Source organism: Dorea acetigenes, assembly GCF_025567385.1.
Taxonomy (GTDB): domain Bacteria; phylum Bacillota; class Clostridia; order Lachnospirales; family Lachnospiraceae; genus Claveliimonas; species Claveliimonas acetigenes.
Window position 1 is genome coordinate 414,257 of sequence record NZ_JAOQJU010000001.1, and the last position, 18,545, is coordinate 432,801.

Below are 18,545 nucleotides of genomic sequence, written 5' to 3' on the forward strand. Positions count from 1 at the left end.
GGGAGACTATGGCGAAGAAAAAAAGTGCGTTGAGAAAAAAGTTTCCTAAATTTATGCAGAAAAAGCTAGTAATGCTCTATGTGGCAATTATACTAGCTTTTGTTGGTCTAGTAGGAAGAATTACATACATTAATGCCTCGAAAGGCGATGAATATACAAAACTTGTGTTAGAACAGCAGCAGTATGACAGTAGGACGATTCCTTATAAGCGCGGGGATATCCTTGACAGGAATGGCACGAAGCTTGCCACAAGCGAGCGTGTTTATAATGTCATTCTGGATGTAAAAGCAATGCTCAGTGACGAAGATTATGTTGAACCAACGATTCGGGTGTTGACAGATTGTTTTGGTGTTGACGAGGCGACAGTAAGAGCATTAATTCAGGAGAATCCGGATAGCAGATATGAGCCTTTGTTAAAAGGAATTGATTATAATAAAGCGAAGGAATTTGAAGAGATTGATGCAGATGAGGAAAATTATCCTGATGTACAAGGAATCTGGCTGGAAGAAGATTATGTAAGAAATTATCCTTATAACACGCTGGCGAGTGATGTTCTGGGATTTACGGTAGATGGGAATGTGGGGAATGCGGGAATTGAGGCGTCCTATAATTCCATCTTGAATGGAACTGACGGAAGGGAATATGGATATCTGGATCAGGATTCTACTGTTGAACATACAGTAAAAGAACCTGTAAACGGCAGCACAGTAGTCTCTACAATTGATCTTCAGGTGCAGAGTATTGTGGAAAAGCATATACTTGCTTTTAATGAAGAGCATAGAAATGAGGCGTCAGTTGGAGAGGGAAGCGCTAATACGGGCGTGATTGTTATGAATCCGCAGAACGGAGAAATTATAGCAGAAGCTTCGTATCCCAATTTTGATTTGAATAATCCGAGGGAGTTATCTGCTTATTATACACAAGAACAGCTTAGTGCTATGACTGATGAAGAACAGATAGAAGCGTTAAATGCTCTGTGGAGAAATTTTTGTGTCAGCGATACCTATGAGCCGGGTTCGACGATAAAGCCATTTACGGTGGCAGCAGGATTGGAGACGGGGGCACTTACAGGTGATGAGTATTTTAACTGCGGCGGTATGCTGCATGTGGGAGATCATGATATTCATTGTATTAACCGGAGTGGTCATGGAACACAGTCACTGAAGGAAGCGGTGGAGAATTCTTGTAATGTGGCTTTGATGCAGATTGGCAGCATGATTGGTGTAGATGATTTTTGTAAATATCAGCATATTTTTGGCTTTGGCGAACTGACGGGCATAGACCTTCCCGGAGATGCCTCTACGGCCGGTCTTTTGTATACACCGGAAAATATGGATGACGCCAGTTTGGCAACCAATGCATTTGGGCAGAATTTTAATGTGACGATGACACAACTTATAGCGGGATTCTGTTCTTTGATTAATGGCGGAGAGTATTATGAACCTCATATTGTAAAACAGATACAGGATGAAAATGGGAATATAATCAGTAATGAGGAACCTGTTCTGGTAAAGAGAACCATTTCTCAGGAAACCAGTACGATGGTAAAAGATTATATGCGGGGAGTTGTGCTGAACGGAAGCGGCAATAAGGCAGATATGGAAGCGTACGAAGTCGGAGGTAAAACAGGAACGGCGGAGAAGCTTCCCAGAGACAATGGAAAATATCTGGTTTCTTTTATTGGTTATGCACCGCAGGAGAATCCGGAGGTGGTTATCTATGTGGTAATTGATGAGCCAAATGCTGAGGATCAGGCACAGAGTGCATTTGCTGTACAGCTCGCAAGAGATATTATGGATGAAATATTCCCATATCTTGGAATTACAAAAATTCCGGGTTCAGAGAATACGACCGCGGAGGATGAGATGACAGAAGATACGGATGAGTCTTATGATGAGGAGACGTCGGATGATGAATCTTATGATGACTCCTATGATGACTCCTATGATGACGAATCCTATGACGAGTATTATGATGAATCTTATGACGAGTACTATGATGAATATGAATAAAATATGATATCTGGAATAACCTTGCAGGAGCGTTAATAAATTATAACAATAGTTTCTGCGAGGTTTTTTCGTTTGAAGAATAAGACATATAATAAGAAAAAAATATTTATTGTATTTATTGCCGCCTTTCTTATTATCCTTTTTCTGATAGGAAGGCTTGTCTATCTTATGGTATTTGATGCGGAGTACTATCAGAAAAAGGCGGAAGAGCTGCATGAACGGGAGCGGGATATTAAGGCGGCCAGGGGAGAAATTGTGGATGTGAATGGTACTGTTCTTGCAACCAATAAGACAGTTTGTACTATTTCGGTCATCCACAGTCAGATAAAGGAGCCGGAAGAGGTGATAAAAAAACTTTCTTCTATTCTGGAACTGGACGAGGAAACGGTAAGAAAACGAGTGGAAAAGGTATCTTCTATCGAAAGAATTAAGACAAATGTAGAGAAAGAGACGGGAGATGAGATTCGTAATCTGGAATTAGAAGGCGTAAAGGTAGACGAAGATTTTAAGCGGTATTATCCCTACAATGAGCTGGCTTCTACGGTACTTGGATTTACCGGAGGGGATAACCAGGGAATTATTGGATTGGAAGTAAAATACGAAGAATATTTAAAAGGGCAGGATGGGAAGATTTTAACTACTACAGACGCAAGGGGAGTGGAACTGGAAGGGGTTGCGGAAGACCGCATGGAACCTGTGGCTGGTGATACCCTTCAAATTAGTATGGATTATAACGTGCAGATGTATGCGCAGCAGATGGCAGAAAAGGTTATGGAGGAAAAGCAGGCAGACGGGGTTTCGATTATTCTGATGAATCCGAAGAACGGAGAAATATTGACAATGGTAAATGTACCGGAATTTAATCTGAATGATCCGTTTACGCTGAATACAGGAGCTGACGGGAATAGTCTCACCGAGGAAGAAAAGCAGGACGCATTGAATCAGATGTGGAGAAACCGGTGTATTAATGATACCTATGAGCCGGGTTCGACTTTTAAAATTATTACTTCATCTGCCTGTCTGGAGGAAGGTGTGGTAAATCTTACAGATAATTTCAGCTGTCCCGGATATCGTGTAGTGGAAGACCGGAAGATACGATGCCATAAGGTAGGCGGACACGGAGCGGAAACCTTTGTGCAGGGGGTTCAGAACTCCTGTAATCCGGTATTTATTGATATTGGGCTGAGACTAGGGGCTGATAAATTCTGTGATTATTTTGAAAAATTCGGTTTGATGGGGATGACCGGAGTAGACTTGCCCGGTGAGGCGTCTACCATTATGCATAAGCGAGAAAATATTGGATTGGTGGAACTTGCGACTATGACGTTCGGTCAGTCCTTTCAGGTTACTCCCATGCAGATGGCGGCGACGGTCAGTTCTTTGATTAATGGTGGAACCAGGGTTATCCCACATTTTGGAGTCCGGGTTCTTACGAAAGAAGGAGAAGAGGTGGAGACATTGAGGTATGACAGCGGTGAGAGGATTCTTTCGGAAGATGTTTCTGAAACGATGCGAACAATTCTGGAAAGTGTTGTATCCGAAGGATCCGGCAAAAACGGGGCGGTAGAAGGATACCGGATCGGTGGTAAGACTGCTACATCCCAGACACTTCCCAGAAGCGCTAACAAATACATTTCTTCTTTTATTGGATTCGCTCCGGCGGATGATCCTCAGGTTCTCGGAATGTGTATTATCTATAATCCCCAGGGAGTCTATTATGGAGGAACGATTGCGGCTCCGGTAATCGGTAAAATTTTTGAAAATGTCCTTCCCTATCTTGGCATTGAAAAAGAGTAGGAAATGAAGTATACTATTGTAAGTCGAAAAAAGAGATTAACAAAAGAAGTAAAGAGGTGTATATATGGATTACAAGGTGTTTATACCAGTATTGATTTCCTTTGCATTGAGTGTGATAATGGGGCCGCTGATTATCCCGGTGCTGCGTAAATTGAAAATGGGGCAGACAGAGCGGGAAGAAGGGGTGCAGTCACATTTAAAGAAGGCAGGAACGCCAACTATGGGCGGTGTCATCATTCTTCTCAGTGTTGTAATAACATCCGTGTTTTATATTAAGGATTATCCGAAGATTATTCCTATTTTATTTGTGACGCTGGGATTTGGATTGATTGGATTTTTGGATGATTATCTGAAGGTGGTTATGAAGCGCTCCGATGGATTGTTCCCCAAACAGAAGATGGCGCTTCAGATTCTGGTTACGGCGGTGTTTGCGTTCTATATTGTTCGTTTTACGGATGTTCCGCTTACCATGTTGATTCCGTTTTCTGGAGGAAAATATCTGGATATTGGCTGGCTGGCGATTCCGCTTCTTTTTGTAGCAGTGATCGGCACGGTAAACGGGGTCAATTTTACAGACGGTCTTGATGGTCTTGCCTCCAGTGTGACGGTTTTGGTAGCTACGTTCTTTACGGTAGTGGCAATCGGGACGAAGAGCGGGATAGAGCCGATTACCTGCGCAGTAGTAGGAGCTTTACTCGGCTTTCTGCTTTTTAATGTGTATCCGGCAAGCGTATTTATGGGAGATACAGGTTCACTGGCGCTGGGAGGATTTGTGGCATCCACGGCGTATATGCTTCAGATGCCGATATTTATTATGATTGTGGGCCTGGTTTATCTGGTAGAAGTATTAAGTGTTATGATTCAGGTAACATATTTTAAAAAGACCGGAGGCAAGCGGTTTTTTAAGATGGCGCCAATTCATCATCATTTTGAATTGTGCGGGTGGTCCGAAACAAGAGTTGTGGCAGTATTTTCAATTATTACGACAATTCTCTGCCTGATTGCGTTGATGGCAATGTAGCAGAGCAGTGATTTTGTACGGGGAGGATATTATGGAAGTAGCAGAAAAAAAGGTTCTGGTGTTTGGTTCCGGTATCAGTGGAATCGGGGCTGCGGGACTTTTGGAAGAACGTGGAGCGAAAGTTGTATTATATGACGGTAATGAGAAGCTTGACAGACAGGCAGTAAAAGATCAGCTTGGTACAGACAGCAAAACAGAGATTGTGCTGGGGGCTTTTCCGGAGGAATTGCTGGGTGTGCTGGATATGGTAATTATCAGTCCGGGTGTTCCCACAGATCTTCCGATTGTAAAGAAAATGCATGAGAAGAAGATTCCGGTGATTGGTGAGATTGAGCTTGCTTATCAGCTTGGAAAAGGCGAGGTGCTGGCAATTACAGGGACGAACGGAAAGACGACGACGACGGCGCTTTTGGGAGAGATTATGAAGAATGACCGGGAAAGTGTTTTTGTGGTTGGAAATATTGGAAATCCTTATACGACGGTAGTTGATGATACCCGGGAAGATTCTGTTATCGTGGCTGAGATGAGCAGCTTTCAACTGGAAAGTACGGATGCCTTCCGCCCCAGAGTCTCTGCAATTCTGAATCTGACACCGGATCATCTGAACCGTCATCACACGATGGAAGCTTATATTCAGGCGAAGATGAATATTGCGAAGAACCAGACGCAGAACGATGTCTGTGTATTGAATTATGAAGATGAAGTTCTCAGAAAGTTTGGAGAAAAGATAGAGGCTCAGGTTCTGTATTTTAGCAGCAGGCGTAAGCTGGAAAAGGGAATTTATCTGGAAGATGGGAATATTATTTATAAAAACCCGGAAGAATGTCTGGTATGTAATGTAAAGGAGCTGAAACTTCTGGGAATGCATAATTTTGAAAATGTCATGGCGGCGGTGGCGATGGCGGCTGCTTACGGTGTACCAATGGAGAAAATACGAGAGAGCGTCAGGACGTTTGCAGGGGTGGAACACAGAATAGAATTTGTGGCAGAAAAAAATGGAGTTGCCTATTATAATGATTCCAAGGGCACGAACCCGGATGCTGCCATCAGAGGAATCCAGGCAATGAACCGTCCGACTGTGCTGATTGGCGGAGGGTATGATAAGAATTCCGATTACAAAGAGTGGCTTATGAGCTTTGACGGAAAGGTAAAAGAACTTGTCCTGATCGGTCAGACGAAGGAGAAGATCGCAGAAGAAGCAAGAGAGTGCGGATTGCATAATATTACGCTGGCGGACACTTTTGAAGAAGCAATGGATGTTTGTATCCGTACTGCTAAGCCGGGAGATGCTGTCCTTCTTTCACCGGCATGTGCAAGTTGGGGGATGTTTAAAAATTACGAAGAGCGGGGAGATAAATTTAAAGAAATTGTAAATTCCTTATAAGGAGAGGGCTTCAGGTTGCCGGATTCAAAAAAAAGAAAATATGATTACACTTTGCTGGCTGCATTATTCCTGCTTATCATTACGGGACTAGTGATTCTTTACAGTACAAGTGCCTACAACGGAGAAGTGAAATTTCAGGATTCTTTTTATTATTTGAAAAAGCAGGTTTTTGCCACAAGTCTTGGGATTGCGGCGATGTTTTTTATGGCAAATACAGATTATCATATCTGGCGGCACCTTGCTGTGTTGGGATATATTACGGCAATTCTTCTGTCAGTAGCCGTTATATTTGTAGGAGATGAATACAATGGGTCCAAAAGATGGCTGTCTTTAGGACCTCTTTCTTTTCAGCCGTCAGAGTTTGCCAAAGTGGCGATTATTTTGTTTCTTGCACATATTGTAACGAAGAATGTAAAACAGATGGGAAATATGAAGACGCTTTTGAAAGTTATGATTTCCATCCTGCCGATTGTAGGGCTGGTAGGAGCCAGTAATCTGAGCACGGCAATCATTATTCTTGGGATTGGAGTTGTTTTGGTATTTGTTGCCAGCCCGAAGTATGGGCAATTCCTTTGGATGGGAACGCTGGGAGCAGGATTTATGGCAATTTTCCTGGCACTTGAAAGTTATCGGCTTGAGCGTATTGCTATTTGGAGAAATCCGGAAGCATATGAGAAAGGGTACCAGACGCTGCAGGGACTTTATGCAATAGGCTCCGGCGGCTTGTTCGGGCGGGGACTCGGGGAAAGTGTTCAGAAACTGGGATTTGTGCCGGAAGCTCAAAATGATATGATTTTTTCGATTGTTTGTGAGGAATTGGGGCTTTTTGGGGCGGGATTCATATTGATCCTGTTTTTGATACTTATCTGGCGCTTTTTTGTGATTGCGACGCAGGCGCAGGATCTTTTTGGAGCGCTGATTGCGTCAGGAGCAATGGCGCATATGATGATACAGGTGATTTTAAATATTGCAGTTGTTACCAATACCATACCGAATACGGGGATTACGCTGCCGTTTATCAGTTACGGCGGAACTTCGGTCGTATTTCTTTTATTGGAAATGGGGCTTGTGTTGAGTGTGTCTTCTCTGGTAAAATAGCAGATGTGGAAAAAGAGGAGGAGTGATATGATTCGGAAGAGAAAGAAGAGTTACAAGTTATATGCGTTGACTGTTATTGTGCTTGGTATTGCAATTATTGTGATGTCAGTATTCCTACTCTTTTATGTACAGAAGATAGAAGTAACGGGAAATGAATATACGGATAGCCAGGAGATTGTGGAATTAGTAAAAGAAGATAGATACACTTTTAATTCACTGTATGTTTTGTGGAAATACCGTTTTTCAGATTATGAGAAACCGGGCAGTGTTGTTAGCATGAAAGCAAGCCTTAAGAATCCATGGACGGTGAAAATCCGTGTCGGGGAAAAAGAAATCATTGGCTATGTGTATGACGAAGGAAGTTATGTATATTTTGATAAAGAGGGCACGGTGGTTCTGAAGGAAACGAAGATTCTGGAAGGCGTTCCCTGTATTGAGGGGATTTCTGCCGCCGGCACGGAATTGTATGCGACGATTCCTAACATAGATGAAGATCTTTTTGAGGCGATTCTGGATACGACGACCCAGTTAAAGCAGTTTGAATTGGCGCCGGACAGAATTGTCTGCGGAGACAGTGGTATTTATTTGGTTTTTCAGGATGTATGCGTAGCGCTGGGAGATAAGGTTACATTGGAGAAAATGGCGCAGATACCGCCGATTCTTTCTAAGCTTCAAGGCCAGACAGGGACGCTCCGACTGGAGCATTACGAAGATGAAAGTAATACGATTACTTTTGATTCTGGTGAATTGCCGGAAGAAGTGCAGGAAAAATAGGCGAAAATCAGGAAAAATAGGTAAAATTCTATTGATATTTTGATTAAAAACCTATATTATATAACTTAGGTGGCAGAGATTTTGCTTACGGGATGTATAATATTTTATTAAGGATGGAACGAAGGAGGAGAAACCCTTGTTAGAAATTAAAACAAACGAATCAGAAGCAGCAGCTAAGATAATTGTTATTGGAGTAGGCGGAGGCGGTAACAATGCTGTCAACCGTATGATTGATGAGCAGATAGCCGGCGTTGAATTTATTGCGATTAATACAGATAAACAGGCACTTCAGTTATGTAAGGCTCCTACACTTATGCAGATTGGGGACAAGCTTACCAAAGGACTGGGTGCGGGAGCGAAACCAGAGATTGGTGAGAAAGCGGCAGAAGAAAGCTCAGAAGAGATTTCAGCAGCATTGAAGGGCGCAGACATGGTATTCGTAACTTGCGGTATGGGAGGCGGAACCGGAACGGGGGCAACTCCTGTGGTAGCAAAGATTGCGAAGGAGCAGGGCGCTTTGACTGTAGGTGTTGTGACGAAGCCTTTCCATTTTGAGTCTAAGACAAGAATGAATAATGCTCTCTCAGGAATTGAGAAGTTAAAAGAAAGTGTTGATACACTGATTGTAATTCCGAATGATAAGCTTTTGGAAGTTGTAGACAGAAGGACTACGATGCCGGAGGCGTTGAAGAAGGCTGATGAAGTATTGCAGCAAGGTATTCAGGGAATCACGGATCTGATTAATGTTCCGGCTCTGATTAACCTTGACTTTGCGGATGTCCAGACCGTTATGACGGATAAGGGTATTGCTCATATTGGTATCGGCGAAGGCCGCGGTGACGACAAGGCTCTTGAGGCAGTAAAACAGGCTGTTGCGAGTCCGCTTCTTGAGACGACGATTGCAGGAGCTTCTCATGTAATCATCAATGTATCCGGTGACATTACACTTATGGATGCCTCTGACGCGGCAGAATATGTACAGGATCTTGCAGGTGAGGATGCGAATATTATTTTTGGTGCGATGTATGACGATTCCAGAACGGATGAGGCAACGATTACCGTTATTGCGACAGGATTACATAATGTCGGCGGTACAACCTCTAAGCTGAAATCCAGACTGGAAAGCAATCAGCGGTCTAATATGGTTCCGCCCGCATCAGGATATGATAGAAACGCACATGCGTCGAAGGTAGATTTTGGCGCTGCGCCTACATCAGCAGGAGGGACAACTTCCGCTCCGAGAAGAACGGTGGGAGGAACGATGCCTACTTTAGAGACGCCGAAGACACCAACCAGTAAGGTGAAGGAGCAGTCTATCAAGATTCCGGATTTCTTTAAAAGATAATAAATATGTTTACAAAAAGCAGTTTGAACGTAAGTTCAGGCTGCTTTTTTTGTCGAAGAAAACTTTTGTCCATCTACCAGTATCTGACAAATTCTTCAGAGATCTATTCGTATAATTAATCATGCTTAAGTACCAAATCGATTTAGTATCATAAGAGAAGGAGAAGGTGGAACGTGTATTATGAATTGTACATAGACGTATTGTTTTTAGTAAACTTTATGATGGATTATATACTGCTTTTGATTACACGCAGGCTTATCAAAGCGGATGCTTCGTATGGCCGTGTCTGTCTGGGCGCGCTTGCAGGATCTATATTGACCTGTGTGATAGTAGTAATACCTGTCCCGTATACGTTTATAAAATTCATTTTGTTCCATACAGTTGTAAATGTTGTGTTAATTAAAACGGGGCTCGGGATCAAGTGGGGGCGGATTTTTGTAAAAGCGCTGATTACCCTTTATATTAGTGGGTTCCTGGTAGGCGGCATCTTTTCCTGTCTTGATCAGTATGTGAAAACAGGCAGTCTTTTTTTTGCCTTGGCAGTGGCAAGCTATTATATTGCTTCTGCTGTGCTGGCATTTTTGATGTCGCTGCTGCATTTTGGAAAATATTTCTGCAGGGTTGAATTGTATCTGGGTGAAAAATCCTGTACGGTCAGAGCGCTTTTGGATACCGGTAACCGGTTGAATGATACCTTTACAGGCAAAGCGGTCAGCATCGTTGACAGGAAAACCGCGGAGGATTTATTTGACGGAAAGATTCCGGAAAGCATCCGGTATATCCCTTACCATTCAATTGGCAGGAACAGAGGGGTGATTCCGGTTGTGACACTGGATAAAATGTGTATCTGCGGCGAAGAAGAAGAGTGGATAGAACTTCCGGTTATCGGAATCAGCGATGGAGAAATATCCCTGGGAAAAGAATATGATATGATACTGAACCCTGAAGTATAGAGGAGGAATGGAACATGATGATTAAAATAGCAGTACCGAATCAATTTAAACTAAAAGTTATCCCGGATTTTCGTACATTGCTATTACCTGATAAGAGAGATATACATTATATAGGTGGGTCGGATATCCTCCCTGCCCCCCTGGAAATGGATGATGAAGCGAGGACAATCCGTAAGCTGGGTACAGAAGAAGATAAGACTGCTAAGAAGAGGCTGATTGAACATAATCTCCGTCTGGTGGTGTATATAGCCAAAAAATTTGATAATACGGGCGTCGGAGTGGAGGATTTAATTTCTATAGGAACGATTGGGTTAATCAAAGCAATTAATACATTTAATCCGGAAAAGAAAATTAAACTCGCAACTTATGCGTCGAGGTGTATAGAGAATGAGATTTTAATGTATTTGAGGCGTAATAATAAAACAAAGCTGGAGGTTTCTATCGATGAACCGCTGAATGTGGATTGGGATGGCAATGAACTTCTTTTGTCGGATATTCTGGGGACAGAGGAGGATACTATTTATAAAGATCTGGAAAATGAAGCGGAGCGAAAGCTTTTGATAAAGGCACTCAGCCATCTTTCAGGAAGGGAACAGATGATTATTAAGATGCGTTTTGGTATAGGTATGCCGGACGGAGAAGAAAAAACACAGAAGGAAGTGGCAGATATTCTGGGGATTTCCCAGTCTTACATATCCAGGCTTGAGAAGAAAATTATGCAGCGTCTGCGGAGAGAAATGGTGAAATATTCATAGTCACATAATGAAAAAGGTGGTACAATAAAAGAAAAAGGGGTTGGGTGTATGAGACTTAGCTTTTTTGGAGCAGCCCATGAAGTAACAGGAAGCTGTCATTTGCTGCAGGCATGTGGAAAGAATATTCTGATTGACTGTGGGATGGAGCAGGGACCGGATCTGTATGAGAATCAGCCGCTTCCGGTGTCGGCCAGAGAGATTGATTATGTTTTACTTACGCATGCGCACGTAGATCATTCCGGCAAATTACCGCTTCTTTGCAGGCAGGGATTTTGCGGAGAGATTGTTACCACATTTGCCACGTCGGATTTGTGTAATATTATGCTCCGTGACTGTGCACATATTCAGGAATTTGAGGCTGAGTGGAGAAACAGGAAGGCAAAAAGAAGCGGGGCGGAGCCATATGAACCGATGTATACCATGGAAGATGCGCAGAATGCGATAAAGCTATTGGCGCCTTGCGACTATGGACAAAGAATAACGCTCTGTGACGGGATTGAGGTACAATTTAATGATATCGGCCATCTTCTTGGTTCTGCAAGCATTGAGGTCTGGGTTACGGAAGGAGACGTAAGGAAAAAGATTGTATTTTCCGGTGATGTGGGGAATACGGATCAACCAATTATCAAGGATCCGCAGAAGGTGAAGGAAGCAGATTATATTGTGATTGAGTCAACTTACGGAGACAGAACCCATGGAGTGGAAAGACCGGATTACATAGGAGAGTTTACCAGGATATTGAAAGAGACTTTCGAAAAAGGAGGTAATGTGGTGATTCCTTCCTTTGCGGTAGGAAGGACGCAGGAACTTCTCTATTTCATCAGAGAGATTAAAGAGAAAAGGCTGCTTCCTGAATATCCGGATTTTGATGTGTATGTGGATAGTCCGCTTGCGGTGGAGGCAACCAATGTTTTCAATAAAAATGTGAAATCTTGTTTTGATGAGGAAGCAATGGCACTTGTGGAACAAGGAATTAACCCATTACGGTTTCCGGGGCTTAAGACATCTGTTACCAGCGAGGATTCCAAAGCCATCAATATGGATGAAAAACCGAAGGTAATTATCTCTGCTTCCGGTATGTGTGACGCGGGACGTATCCGACATCATCTCAAGCATAATCTATGGAGACCGGAGTGTACGATTTGTTTTGTGGGATATCAGGCAGTGGGTACATTAGGGCGCAAATTAATTGAAGGTGCGGAATGTGTGAAACTGTTTGGCGAAAATATTACAGTAAATGCGCGGATTGAATCTTTGAAAGGGATAAGCGGACATGCGGATATGAACGGTCTTCTTGACTGGCTGAAAGGTTTCGAGAGCCGGCCGGAAAGAATCATTGTTGTACATGGCGAGGATACTGTGACGGAAAGATTTGCAAAAGTTGTTGAAGAAACAATAAAGTGTCCTGCGTTCGCTCCATTTTCAGGAGGCTGCGTGGATCTTGTGACAAATACCATACTTTCTGAAGGCGTCAGAGTGCCGAAGAAGGCGGTAGAGAAGCCGGAGAGAGCAAGGGCATCTGCGGCGTTTGGCCGTGTGGTAGCTGCCGCAAAATACTTGATGGAAGTTGTGCTTAAGAATGAGGGACTTGCGAATAAGGAGCTTGCAAAATTCGAGACACAGATCCACAATCTGGCAGATAAATGGGACAGATAAAAGATAGTGGAAGAAAAGGTGCTTTGTGATGCAAAGCCCTTTTTTTATTTGGAAAAGAGTGGTAAACTGATAAAAGTCTTTGGCACGGACATAATGAAAAGAAAGGGAGAAGGTAGGAGAAGTAAAATGAAACGGTTACTTGGATATTTAAAAGACTATAGATGCAGAACGGTGATAGCCCCTCTTTTTAAATGTCTGGAAGCATGCTTTGAGCTGCTGGTTCCGCTGGTTGTGGCAGACATGATTGATAATGGGATACGTAGAGCCGATAATGCGTATATTTTAAGGATGGCAGGGCTTCTGGTGCTTTTGGCGCTGATAGGGCTCACGTGTTCTATTACGGCACAGTATTTTGCGGCAAATGTGGCGATACGTGCCGGTACGAGTATGAGAAAGGATCTTTTCCGGCATATTCTGAGCCTGGAATATACAGATATAGATATGGAAGGGACTTCAACTCTGATTATACGTATGACATCAGATGTTAATCAGGTGCAGACGGGAGTGAATATGTTCCTCAGATTATTTATGCGTTCGCCTTTTATCGTATTTGGAGCGATGATTATGGCATTTACGGTGGATAAAGAGGCTGCAATGACTTTTGTGGTAACTATTCCGGCATTGGCGGTGATCGTCTTTGCTGTTATGCTGTGTTCTATGCCTCTTTACAAGAAGGTGCAGAAGCAGTTGGATAAAGTGATGCTGATTACCCGCGAAAATCTTCTGGGTGTCAGAGTGGTGCGTGCATTTAACCGTCAACAGAACGAAAAGAAAGAATTTAAAAACGAAAACGATTTTTTAGTTTCTTCGCAAGTGTTTGTGGGAAAGATTTCAGCACTTTTAAATCCCTTGACTTATATTGTGGTGAATCTGGCGGTTATTCTCCTGCTTTATATCGGCGGGAAAAGAGTGGATACCGGAAGTCTCAGCCAGGGGCAGGTGGTTGCCCTGGTAAATTATATGCTGCAGATTCTGACAGAATTAATAAAACTGGCAGATTTGATTATCTTAATGTCAAAAGCATCTGCCTGTCTTTCCAGGATCAATACGGTATTCGATATAAGACCGTCTGTGAAAAGCGGCGAGGACTCTGTGGGTATCAATACTCAGACGGAAGAATTACTGGTATTTGATAAGGTGAGCTTTTCCTATGCCGGAAGTAAGGAGCCGAGCCTGAAAAATGTGAATTTCAGCGTGAAAGCAGGAGATACCATTGGGGTTATCGGAGGAACCGGAAGTGGGAAAACGACATTGGTGAATCTGATTCCAAGATTTTATGATGTAACGGAAGGAGAAATCCGTTTTAAAGGTGTACCGATAAAGAATCTGAATCTGGAGGAATTGAGACGGCGGATTGGAGTTGTGCCCCAGAAAGCAGTCCTTTTTAAAGGAATGCTTCGGGAAAATATGAAATGGGGAAAAAAAGATGCAGATGATACGGAAATCAGGAAGGCGTTGGAGATTGCACAGGCAGCAGAAATTGTGGAGAAGAAACGAGATGGATTAGATATGCCTGTAGAGCAGAATGGAAGAAACTTAAGTGGAGGGCAGAGGCAGCGGCTTACCATTGCAAGAGCCTTGGTACGGCAGCCGGAAATCCTGATATTGGATGATTCGGCATCTGCTTTGGATTTTGCTACAGATGCGGCACTTCGGAAAGCAATCAGAGAAAATACAGAAAATATGACGGTTTTTCTTGTGTCCCAGCGCGCGGCTACCGTAAAAAATGCGGATAAGATTGTGGTATTGGATGATGGGAAGATTGCGGGAGTCGGAACGCATAGAGAGCTTCTGACCGACTGTCCAGTATATCAGGAAATCTGTCTGTCACAGTTTTCGGAAGAGGAGGTGATGCGCCATGCGTAAAGAGGGAATTGCAAAACGAGGTGAGAAAAACAAGACAACGATCCGAAAAATTTTGAATTATATTTCCAAATATAAGGGAATGGTGTTGGCATCTGTAATCTTGGCGGCAATATCGGTAGTATTTACCCTGTATATACCAATTTTAATCGGGCAGGCGGTGGATCAGATTGTAGGACCGGGACAGGTCAATGCATCTGCGCTTTTTGTGATTTTAAAAAAAATATTGGTGGTATCCCTGATAACTGCCGGTGTTCAATGGATGAAGAATCATATTAATAACAGAGTAACTTATTACGTAGTGGAGGATATCCGCACGAAAGCATTTAATCATATCCAGGTGCTTCCCATCAGTTACCTGGACAGTCATCCTTCGGGAGATATTGTGAGTCGGATTATTACAGATACCGACCAGTTTTCCGAAGGGCTTCTGATGGGCTTTACACAGTTGTTTACAGGAGTGACGACTATTATTGGAACTTTGCTTTTTATGTTGAGTATTAATCCCGTTATTACGCTTGTAGTGGTTGCGGTAACGCCACTGTCCTTTTTTGTGGCAAGATTTATTGCCGGAAAGACTTTTACCATGTTTAAATGTCAGTCAGAGACCAGGGGAGCCATTACGGCATTGACAGATGAAATGCTGGGAAATCTTAAGGTGGTGAAAGCATTTTCCCATGAGCAGGAAGCACAGAAGGAATTTGAAGAAATCAATGAAAGGCTGGCAGGATATTCTATGAAAGCGACATTTTTCTCATCCATCGTGAATCCGGCTACCAGATTTGTTAATTCCATCGTTTATGCAGCGGTAGGAGTGATAGGGGCACTTTTCGCTGTAAAAGGATTCATTACGGTTGGACAGCTTACCAGCTTCTTGAATTATGCCAATCAATACACGAAGCCCTTTAATGAAATATCAGGCGTCGTGACAGAGCTTCAAAATTCCATTGCGTCCGCCTCCAGAGTGTTTGAACTAATTGAGCAGCCTGCATTAAAAGAAGAAACAGGGGATAGCTGTGTACTGGGAGATGCGCAAGGGTATGTAGACATGCAGCATGTTGCTTTTAGTTATGAGGCAGATAAGAAATTGATAGAAGATCTGAATCTTCATGCAGAACCCGGACAGAGAATAGCGATTGTGGGTCCCACCGGCTGCGGCAAGTCTACCTTAATTAACCTCTTAATGCGGTTTTATGAGGTTAATTCCGGAACAATTAAAATAGACAGTATGGATACCCGGAAAATTACCAGAGAAAGCTTGCGCGCAGGCTTTGGCATGGTATTACAAGAAACCTGGTTGAAATCCAGTACAGTACGGGAAAATATAGCCTATGGAAAACCAGATGCCACGGAAGAAGAAATCATTCGCGCTGCAAAAGAGGCACATTGTGATAGCTTTATCAGAAGAATGCCGGAAGGTTACGATACCGTACTTGGAGAAGACGGCGGTATGCTGTCACAGGGGCAAAAACAGCTTCTTTGCATCGCCAGAGTCATGCTCTGCCTTCCGCCAATGCTAATACTTGATGAGGCAACCTCATCCATTGACACGCGGACGGAACAGAAGATACAGAACGCTTTCGCCAAAATGATGGAAGGAAGAACCTCCTTCATCGTAGCCCACCGGCTATCCACCATCAAAGAAGCAGACGTCATCCTCGTCATGAAAGACGGAAACATCATCGAACAAGGAACCCATCAAGAACTCCTCGCCCAAAACGGCTTCTACACCCAACTATACAACGCCCAATTTGCGCGTTAGGCATGAGCCGTGCAAAAATGGAAAGACGAACAATTGCGTGTGCTTGCACACTGGCAATTGTTCGTCTTTTTATTTTTATAGGGCGAAGCCCGCGGACCGAGGTTTCGCGGAGCGAAAGCGAGGTACGAGCACGGCGAGAGTGTATAGGGCGAAGCCCGCGGACCGAGGTTTCGCGGAGCGAAAGCGAGGTACGAGCACGGCGAGAGTGTATAGGGCGAAGCTAAAAACTGTATCAGTTCAGCCATAACAGCTCGAATTAGCTGCTTCGCAGCTTATTTCGCCGCGTACGCGGCGAAATTCTCGCTTATGGCAGAGCGCCATATACAAAGTACACAAAAAGTCTTCATTTTCAAACAAGTTTGAAATCAGATTTTTGTGACTTTGTGCATGGCTGAACTGATACTAAAAATTGTCAAGGGCTAAAACTTTATTAAATTTCATCCCCATGCGAATAGCAAAAGTGCATAATGAGAATCATTTTACTAGATTTAAAATTACTTCATACATCTAGGAGGGTACTTATTATGGCACAGGGTAAGGTTGAGATATGCGGTGTAAATACGGCGAAGCTTCCCGTCCTCAATGACAAGGAAAAAGAGGCGTTGTTTGCACGGATTAAGGAAGGGGATGAATCGGCGAAAGAAGAGTATATCAAAGGAAATTTAAGGCTTGTTCTAAGTGTGATAAAGCGCTTCTCAAATAGTAATGAGAATCCGGATGATCTGTTTCAGATTGGGTGTATTGGACTGATTAAAGCTATTAATAACTTTAACACAGAGTTAGATGTGAAATTTTCTACCTATGCGGTACCGATGATCATCGGGGAAATCCGAAGGTACATGCGGGACAACAATACAATCCGCGTCAGCCGTTCACTTCGGGATACGGCATATAAAGCGATTTATGCAAAAGAAAATTATGTGAAACGGAATCTGAAGGAGCCCACCGTACAGGAAATTGCAGAAGAAATTGGCATATCAAAAGAAGATATAGTATTTGCCCTGGATGCAATCCAGACGCCTATGAGTTTGCAGGAGCCTGTTTATAACGACGGGGGAGATGCCTTATATGTGATGGATCAGCTTAGTGATAAGAAAAATAAAGAAGAAAAATGGGTAGAAGACCTGGCGTTGGAGGCTGCTATGGAGCATCTGGGCGAGCGGGAGAAATATATTATTGAATTGCGGTTTTTTGAAGGCAAGACACAGATGGAGGTAGCAAAAGAAATTAAAATATCGCAGGCACAGGTGAGCAGGTTGGAGAAAAATGCATTGCGCACAATGAAGCAGTACCTGAGCTGAATATAGCGGATTTTAGCAGGATAGATTTAGAAAAAACAGGACAAAAACAGAATGAAAGTAAGCCGGGGATGCGGGAAAGAATTATTTTACTGCATCTCCGGTTAAATTGTTGTTGAAAATTCTTACGGTTCATACTATGATAAATGCAAGAAGAAAGGAGCAGTGTATGAGAGCTTGTATATTTGATCTGGACGGAACATTAACCAATACATTGGAATCCTTAACATATTCCGTAAATGAGACATTAAAGGAAATGGGACTTAGAACAATCTCAAGTGAACAGTGCCGGCAGTTTGTCGGAAATGGGGCACGCTGTCTGATGAAGAGGGCGCTTCAGGTGTCCGGCGATGAGAATGCCGGGAGGCTGGAGGAAGGCATGAAGGTATATGGGCGAATATTTGGCGCTAATTGTACATATCATGTAACACCCTATGAAGGGATTCCGGAGATGCTGGACGAATTAAAAAAGCGGGGAATGAAGCTGGGTGTGCTGTCAAATAAACCACATGGACAGACAGTGGATGTGGCAGAGAAGATTTTCGGCAGCGGAATGTTTGATGAGATACAAGGGCAGAGTGAATCCCTTGCAAGGAAGCCCGATCCGGCAGGCGTGTTTTATCTGCTTGAAAAGATGCAGATATCGAAAGAAGAGTGTCTGTATATCGGGGATTCTGAGGTGGATATTGCAACAGGCAGTGCTGCGGGTGTAAAAAGCGTAGGTGTCAGTTGGGGGTTCCGTTCCAGGGAAACATTAAAAGAAGCAGGGGCACAGATTATTATTGATGTCCCACAGGAATTATTACAGTATGTGTAATGAAAGAACG

14 protein-coding genes are annotated in these 18,545 nt (G+C 43.2%); all 14 read left to right on the forward strand.

The features are described from left to right. Window positions 1-8: 8 nt before the first annotated feature. On the forward strand, window positions 9-2,012 hold the full coding sequence (locus OCV99_RS02095; protein ID WP_158367662.1) for a peptidoglycan D,D-transpeptidase FtsI family protein: 2,004 nt from the start codon (window positions 9-11) through the stop codon (window positions 2,010-2,012). Between the two features lie 72 nt (window positions 2,013-2,084). After that, on the forward strand, window positions 2,085-3,809 hold the full coding sequence (locus tag OCV99_RS02100) for a peptidoglycan D,D-transpeptidase FtsI family protein (RefSeq protein ID WP_158367664.1): 1,725 nt from the start codon (window positions 2,085-2,087) through the stop codon (window positions 3,807-3,809). A 64-nt stretch (window positions 3,810-3,873) separates the two neighbouring features. After that, window positions 3,874-4,830, forward strand: coding sequence for a phospho-N-acetylmuramoyl-pentapeptide-transferase (gene mraY / locus OCV99_RS02105; protein ID WP_158367666.1), 957 nt, complete (start codon window positions 3,874-3,876; stop codon window positions 4,828-4,830). Window positions 4,831-4,861: 31 nt separating this feature from the next. Beyond that, a complete protein-coding gene (gene murD / locus OCV99_RS02110; protein WP_158367668.1) occupies window positions 4,862-6,214 on the forward strand; it encodes a UDP-N-acetylmuramoyl-L-alanine--D-glutamate ligase in 1,353 nt (450 codons plus the stop codon). 15 nt (window positions 6,215-6,229) lie between these two features. Further along, a complete protein-coding gene (locus OCV99_RS02115) occupies window positions 6,230-7,312 on the forward strand; it encodes an FtsW/RodA/SpoVE family cell cycle protein (RefSeq protein WP_158367670.1) in 1,083 nt (360 codons plus the stop codon). A gap of 27 nt (window positions 7,313-7,339) precedes the next feature. Then, window positions 7,340-8,086: a cell division protein FtsQ/DivIB gene (locus OCV99_RS02120; protein WP_262574563.1), complete on the forward strand. Its 747-nt coding sequence runs from the start codon at window positions 7,340-7,342 to the stop codon at window positions 8,084-8,086. Window positions 8,087-8,222: 136 nt separating this feature from the next. Then, complete coding sequence (gene ftsZ / locus OCV99_RS02125; RefSeq protein WP_158367674.1) at window positions 8,223-9,431, forward strand: cell division protein FtsZ; 1,209 nt, start codon at window positions 8,223-8,225, stop codon at window positions 9,429-9,431. 173 nt (window positions 9,432-9,604) lie between these two features. Continuing rightward, window positions 9,605-10,384, forward strand: a complete 780-nt coding sequence (locus tag OCV99_RS02130; RefSeq protein ID WP_262574566.1) for a sigma-E processing peptidase SpoIIGA — start codon at window positions 9,605-9,607, stop codon at window positions 10,382-10,384. 14 nt (window positions 10,385-10,398) lie between these two features. Further along, the gene (gene sigE, locus OCV99_RS02135) at window positions 10,399-11,139 is read left to right on the forward strand and encodes an RNA polymerase sporulation sigma factor SigE (RefSeq protein ID WP_158367676.1); all 741 of its coding nucleotides are present in this window, start codon (window positions 10,399-10,401) and stop codon (window positions 11,137-11,139) included. 48 nt (window positions 11,140-11,187) lie between these two features. Then, the gene (locus OCV99_RS02140; protein WP_158367677.1) at window positions 11,188-12,795 is read left to right on the forward strand and encodes an MBL fold metallo-hydrolase RNA specificity domain-containing protein; all 1,608 of its coding nucleotides are present in this window, start codon (window positions 11,188-11,190) and stop codon (window positions 12,793-12,795) included. Window positions 12,796-12,921: 126 nt separating this feature from the next. Beyond that, window positions 12,922-14,661 (forward strand): ABC transporter ATP-binding protein, encoded by a 1,740-nt coding sequence (locus OCV99_RS02145; protein WP_158367679.1) that lies wholly within the window; start codon window positions 12,922-12,924, stop codon window positions 14,659-14,661. Beyond that, a complete protein-coding gene (locus OCV99_RS02150; protein ID WP_158367681.1) occupies window positions 14,654-16,420 on the forward strand; it encodes an ABC transporter ATP-binding protein in 1,767 nt (588 codons plus the stop codon). The genes OCV99_RS02145 and OCV99_RS02150 overlap by 8 nt, the downstream gene beginning before the upstream one ends. 524 nt (window positions 16,421-16,944) lie before the next feature. Beyond that, window positions 16,945-17,721: an RNA polymerase sporulation sigma factor SigG gene (sigG, locus tag OCV99_RS02155; protein ID WP_158367683.1), complete on the forward strand. Its 777-nt coding sequence runs from the start codon at window positions 16,945-16,947 to the stop codon at window positions 17,719-17,721. 166 nt (window positions 17,722-17,887) lie between these two features. Continuing rightward, on the forward strand, window positions 17,888-18,535 hold the full coding sequence (locus OCV99_RS02160; RefSeq protein ID WP_158367685.1) for an HAD family hydrolase: 648 nt from the start codon (window positions 17,888-17,890) through the stop codon (window positions 18,533-18,535). Window positions 18,536-18,545 lie beyond the last annotated feature (10 nt).

What these genes read in the sequence shown, in the direction of transcription:
- OCV99_RS02150 (WP_158367681.1), top strand. Translation starts at nt 14,654, where the DNA reads ATGCGTAAAGAGGGAATTGCAAAACGAGGTGAGAAAAACAAGACAACG.
- sigG (WP_158367683.1), top strand. Translation starts at nt 16,945, where the DNA reads ATGGCACAGGGTAAGGTTGAGATATGCGGTGTAAATACGGCGAAGCTT.
- OCV99_RS02145 (WP_158367679.1), top strand. Translation starts at nt 12,922, where the DNA reads ATGAAACGGTTACTTGGATATTTAAAAGACTATAGATGCAGAACGGTG.
- OCV99_RS02095 (WP_158367662.1), top strand. Translation starts at nt 9, where the DNA reads ATGGCGAAGAAAAAAAGTGCGTTGAGAAAAAAGTTTCCTAAATTTATG.
- OCV99_RS02120 (WP_262574563.1), top strand. Translation starts at nt 7,340, where the DNA reads ATGATTCGGAAGAGAAAGAAGAGTTACAAGTTATATGCGTTGACTGTT.
- sigE (WP_158367676.1), top strand. Translation starts at nt 10,399, where the DNA reads ATGATGATTAAAATAGCAGTACCGAATCAATTTAAACTAAAAGTTATC.
- mraY (WP_158367666.1), top strand. Translation starts at nt 3,874, where the DNA reads ATGGATTACAAGGTGTTTATACCAGTATTGATTTCCTTTGCATTGAGT.
- OCV99_RS02140 (WP_158367677.1), top strand. Translation starts at nt 11,188, where the DNA reads ATGAGACTTAGCTTTTTTGGAGCAGCCCATGAAGTAACAGGAAGCTGT.
- OCV99_RS02160 (WP_158367685.1), top strand. Translation starts at nt 17,888, where the DNA reads ATGAGAGCTTGTATATTTGATCTGGACGGAACATTAACCAATACATTG.
- murD (WP_158367668.1), top strand. Translation starts at nt 4,862, where the DNA reads ATGGAAGTAGCAGAAAAAAAGGTTCTGGTGTTTGGTTCCGGTATCAGT.